At 62.9% G+C, this 4,328-nt stretch carries 7 protein-coding genes; all 7 read right to left on the bottom strand.

Annotation, left to right across the window (positions count from 1 at the left end):
- On the bottom strand, window positions 1-207 hold a 207-nt coding region (locus tag H5U38_14985; GenBank protein MBC7188328.1), incomplete at its 3' end, for an aminotransferase class III-fold pyridoxal phosphate-dependent enzyme.
- 103 nt (window positions 208-310) lie between these two features.
- The gene (gene rplS / locus H5U38_14980) at window positions 311-652 is read right to left on the bottom strand and encodes a 50S ribosomal protein L19 (GenBank protein ID MBC7188327.1); all 342 of its coding nucleotides are present in this window, start codon (window positions 650-652) and stop codon (window positions 311-313) included.
- A 33-nt stretch (window positions 653-685) separates the two neighbouring features.
- A complete protein-coding gene (gene trmD / locus H5U38_14975) occupies window positions 686-1,381 on the bottom strand; it encodes a tRNA (guanosine(37)-N1)-methyltransferase TrmD (protein ID MBC7188326.1) in 696 nt (231 codons plus the stop codon).
- A gap of 1 nt (window position 1,382) precedes the next feature.
- A complete protein-coding gene (gene rimM / locus H5U38_14970) occupies window positions 1,383-1,946 on the bottom strand; it encodes a 16S rRNA processing protein RimM (protein ID MBC7188325.1) in 564 nt (187 codons plus the stop codon).
- 65 nt (window positions 1,947-2,011) lie between these two features.
- The gene (gene rpsP, locus H5U38_14965) at window positions 2,012-2,488 is read right to left on the bottom strand and encodes a 30S ribosomal protein S16 (protein MBC7188324.1); all 477 of its coding nucleotides are present in this window, start codon (window positions 2,486-2,488) and stop codon (window positions 2,012-2,014) included.
- Window positions 2,489-2,527: 39 nt separating this feature from the next.
- Window positions 2,528-3,844, bottom strand: coding sequence for a signal recognition particle protein (gene ffh, locus H5U38_14960; GenBank protein MBC7188323.1), 1,317 nt, complete (start codon window positions 3,842-3,844; stop codon window positions 2,528-2,530).
- Between the two features lie 212 nt (window positions 3,845-4,056).
- On the bottom strand, window positions 4,057-4,328 hold a 272-nt coding region (locus tag H5U38_14955; GenBank protein ID MBC7188322.1), incomplete at its 5' end, for a P-loop NTPase.

Here is a 4,328-nt window from a genome sequence, read left to right as displayed (position 1 = left end):
AGCGTGCCCGACATTGAGCACGCCTATCCCCCCGGCAAAGTCTATGAAGCGATTGCCGTCCACGTCGACCACCTGGGCGCCGTGCGCCTCCGCGACGAAGATGGGGGTCAGCGTGTATGCCGCGGGTGGTAGCTCCTCCTGCTTCTGCTGCATGAGGCGCATGCTTTGCGGGCCGGGGATCTGCCGGGGCGAGGTCTCCTCCTGCATGGTATCCTCCGCGTGACCAGAGCGCTCCACAAGCGTTCGGACAAAGAAAAACCATTATCGCCGCGACGATAATGGTCCAAGTGGGAGCACCCCGGGGTTAGGTTCAGCGCTCTTCCTCGATGCGGGCCGCCTTGCCCATGAGCTTGCGCAGGTAGAACAGCTTAGCACGCCGCACGCGCCCACGCCTCACCAGTTCGATCTTGGCAATGCGCGGAGAGTGTAGGGGGAAGACCCGTTCCACACCCACGCCGTCAGATACCTTGCGCACGGTGAAGGTCTCGTTGATGCCTGCGCCACGGCGCTGCAGCACCACCCCTTTGAAGATCTGGATACGCTCCTTATCCCCTTCGATCACTTTCACGTGCACGGCAACTGTGTCGCCAGCCTTAAAGTCGGGGATGTCTTCTTTCAGTTGCCCTGCGGTGATCAGGTCCGCCTTGTTCATTGCACAGCCTCCCGTTGATGTGGCCGTCGGCCACTATTCGTTGTCCAATCCCTGCAACAGGTCTTTTCGCCGGCGCCGGGTTTGCTCCAGTGCCTGCTCCCGCCGCCAGCGCTCGATAGCGGCATGGTTACCAGACAACAAGACCTCCGGCACGCGCATGCCACGGAATTCCTCTGGTCTGGTGTAGTGCGGGTGGTCGAGCATGCCGCGGTGAAATGAGTCTCCCTCTGCCGAGAGCGGATCACTAATCGCTCCAGGCAGCAGCCTGACTACCGAATCGATCACCACGGCTGCGGGCAGCTCGCCGCCGCTGAGCACATAGTCGCCGATGGAAATCTCGTCGGTGACCAGCGCCAAGCGCACGCGTTCGTCCACCCCTTTGTAATGTCCGCAGATGATGATCATCGCCTCCACCGTGGAAAGGGCGATGGCCATCCTCTGCGTGTAGCGTTCCCCTTGTGGGGTCATCAAGATAATGCGCGGCTGCTGCAGGCCGTACTCTGCCAAAATGTGGTCCACACAGCGAAAGATGGGCTCCGGTTTAAGCACCATGCCCGGCCCGCCGCCATAAGGGTAGTCATCGACGCTGCGATGCTTGTCGGTGGTAAAGTCGCGCAGGTCGTGCACGTAGATCTGCACGATGTTCCGCTCGCGCGCCCGCTTGATGATGCTCTCATCCAGCGGGCCGTGCAACAGGCTTGGGAAGGCCGTGATGACGTGGATCTGCATTCTACGGCTCCTCATCGATCAGCCCGGCGATGGGCTCGATGATGACCACCCGTTGCTCGCAGTCGACCTTCTTGACAACCTCCTTGATGGCGGGTATCAGGTATTCGCGCCCGGCGTTGCGCACCACCCACACGTCGTTCGCCGGGAAGTCAACTACCTCCTCGAGCGTTCCCAGCAGGCGTCCTGCCGTGGTGTGCACCGCCATGCCCAGCAGGTCAAAGATGTAGTAGCTATCGGGCGGCAGCGGCAGACACTGTTCGCGGCTAATGACAATGTCGGCGCCCACGAGCGTCTCTGCCGCGGTGCGGTCGCCCACCTCGGCCAGGCGCAAGAGCACGCCCTTGTTACTCACCCTTGCCCCGATCACCGTGACCCGCGAACGGCGCCCGTCTTGGAGCTGCAGGTATGCTTCGCGCAGAAGAGCAAATCTGCCCGGGTCATCGGTATGCGGGGTAATCAGCAGCTCGCCGCGCACGCCGTGGGCCCGAGCCACCGTGCCAATCACCACGAAGCGAGTCTTACTCGCCCCGGATGGTTGTTCAGGCTCTTGCCCTGACCTCTGCATCTATGCCTCCCGGCCAGGACAGCCACGGCTCATCACACGTGCGTGGCCTGGCGCTCTGCGTGCGCCTACGCCTCGGGGGCCGGCTCTTCGGCACCTTCAGCCGGTGCTGCCTCTGCAGGCGCTTCCGGTTCGGGCGCCGCCTGTGCCTCGGCTTTTTCGACCTCTTCTGCCGCCGCTGCGCGCTTTTCCGCCTCCTTGGCCTCCAGGCGACGACGACGCTCAATCTGGAGCACTTCCCACTTTTTCAATTCCTCTTCGATCCGCGCCGAATCAAAACCCTTCTTGATCAGGTCCCGGCGCAAGAGGATGCCTTTGCGGGAGAGGAGGCTGCGCACAGTGTCCGATGGCTGTGCCCCGCAGTCGAGCCAATAGTTCACGCGTTCCTCATTCACCTCCACCTGCGGGGGTGAGGTCAACGGGTTGTAGTAGCCGAGCCGTTCCACGCACATCCCGTCGCGGGCTTTGCGGGAATCCACGGCCACGATGCGATAGAACGGTTGCTTTTTCTTGCCGGCACGCGCCAAGCGTAGTCGTACTGCCAAATCAATCCTCCTTGCGTCCATGACGGCAGGGGGCAATCCTCAGGGAAGCCCCAAGGTTCTGCCCATGTGCCTGCCAGGTCTGCTCATCTGTTTGACCATGCGCTGCACCATTTCGAATTGGCGCAGCACACGGTTGACGTCTTGCACGGTGGTGCCACTGCCGCGAGCGATGCGTCGCCTGCGGCTGCCGTTGATGATGTGCGGCCGTCGCCGTTCCTCCGGGGTCATCGAGTTGATGATGGCCTCGGTCTTGACCATCGACCGCTCATCGAGGGTGAGGTTACGCAGGGGCAAGCGGCCGAAGCCCGGCAGCATGCCCATTACCTCCTCCAGTGGCCCCATCTTCTTCAACTGCTGCAGCTGGTCGTAAAAGTCCTCTAACGTGAACTCCTGGCGGCGCAGCTTCTTTTCCAGGCGCTCGGCCTTTTCGCGGTCGAGGGCCTCCTGAGCGCGCTCCACCAGGGTGACCACATCGCCCATGCCCAGAATGCGCGAAGCCATCCGTTCTGGATGAAACTTCTCCAGGGCGTCGAGCTTTTCGCCCACGCTGAGGAACTTGATGGGCTTGCCGGTGACCGCACGCACGGACATGGCTGCACCGCCGCGTGCGTCGCCGTCCATCTTGGTGAGCACCACGCCAGTGATGTCCAGGCGCTCGTTGAACGCCGTGGCGGCGTTGACCGCGTCCTGTCCGGTCATGCCATCAGCCACCAGGAGCACTTCCTCCGGCGAGGTGGCCTTCTTGATGGCCACCAACTCCTCCATGAGCTCCTCGTCGATGTGGAGGCGCCCACCGGTGTCGATGATCACCACATCGAAGCCATTCTGCCGCGCGAACTGCAGCGCTTGTGTGCAGATGGCCACTGCATCGGCCTGGGCGCTGAACACGCGGCAATCCACCGCCTTGCCCACCACCTCCAGCTGCGTGATGGCTGCAGGGCGACGCACATCGGCGGCAACCAGGAGAGGGTTGCGCCCCCGCTGACGAAGGTGGCGCGCCAGCTTGCCGGCGAAGGTCGTCTTGCCTGAACCCTGCAGACCGACGAGCACAACCACGCTGGGCCAACGGCTGAGGCGCAGGGGCTCTTCGCTTCCGCCCATGAGCGCCGTCAGCTCATCGTGGATGATCTTGACCACCAACTGCCCTGGCGTGACACTGCGCATCACCTCCACGCCAAGGGCCCTCTGCTGCACGTGGTCAATAAAGTCCTTTACCACCCGGTAGTTGACGTCGGCCTCAAGGAGCACGCGGCGCACCTCACGCATAGTCTCGGCAATGTTCTTTTCGGTGAGCTTGCCGTGGCCGCGCAGCTTCCTGATGACCGCGTCAAATTTGGTGGCGATTTCCTGGAACATGGCTGTGCCCAGAACGGCCGCTAAATTTACTAAAAACGAACTGCGCAAACAAGGTGTTTTTGGCAGAAAGGCGTGCACCGGCCGGCTGCTGCTCTGCCCAGCGCCCGGGCAAGGACAAGGGGTGCCCCAGGCCACAAGGGACGACGACTCCTCAGGCCTTTGGGTCATTCAGGGAGAGGGCATACCGGGATGAGTCTCAAGGTGGCAAGGGATCAAGAGCCCGAGGGGGCCTCTCGGGCCTGCGCAGCTCCGCCTTCCGGCTCCTGGTCTTCTCCCTCTCCCTTGGTGGCGGCCAGGACCTTTTCCACGATGGCCTGGAACTCCTGCGCCACGGGCGATTGCTGCAGGTAGGCCGCGAAGGGCTTCCCCTGGTCACCAGACTCCGCTACGTGTGGATCGAGCGGAATGCGGCCAAGGAAGGGCACGCCCACCCGGAGCGCGAGCCTCTCGCCACCACCGCTGCCGAACACCTCCACTCGGCCGC

Source organism: Calditrichota bacterium (assembly GCA_014359355.1).
Taxonomy (GTDB): Bacteria; Zhuqueibacterota; Zhuqueibacteria; order JANLFK01; family Oleimicrobiaceae; genus Oleimicrobium.
The sequence above is the reverse complement of the archived record's forward strand: the minus strand, read 5'-3'. Positions and strand labels throughout refer to the sequence as shown.

Excerpts from the sequence above, each read along its gene's own strand:
- ffh (MBC7188323.1), bottom strand. The coding sequence starts at position 3,844 with ATGTTCCAGGAAATCGCCACCAAATTTGACGCGGTCATCAGGAAGCTG.
- rplS (MBC7188327.1), bottom strand. The coding sequence starts at position 652 with ATGAACAAGGCGGACCTGATCACCGCAGGGCAACTGAAAGAAGACATC.
- rimM (MBC7188325.1), bottom strand. The coding sequence starts at position 1,946 with ATGCAGAGGTCAGGGCAAGAGCCTGAACAACCATCCGGGGCGAGTAAG.
- trmD (MBC7188326.1), bottom strand. The coding sequence starts at position 1,381 with ATGCAGATCCACGTCATCACGGCCTTCCCAAGCCTGTTGCACGGCCCG.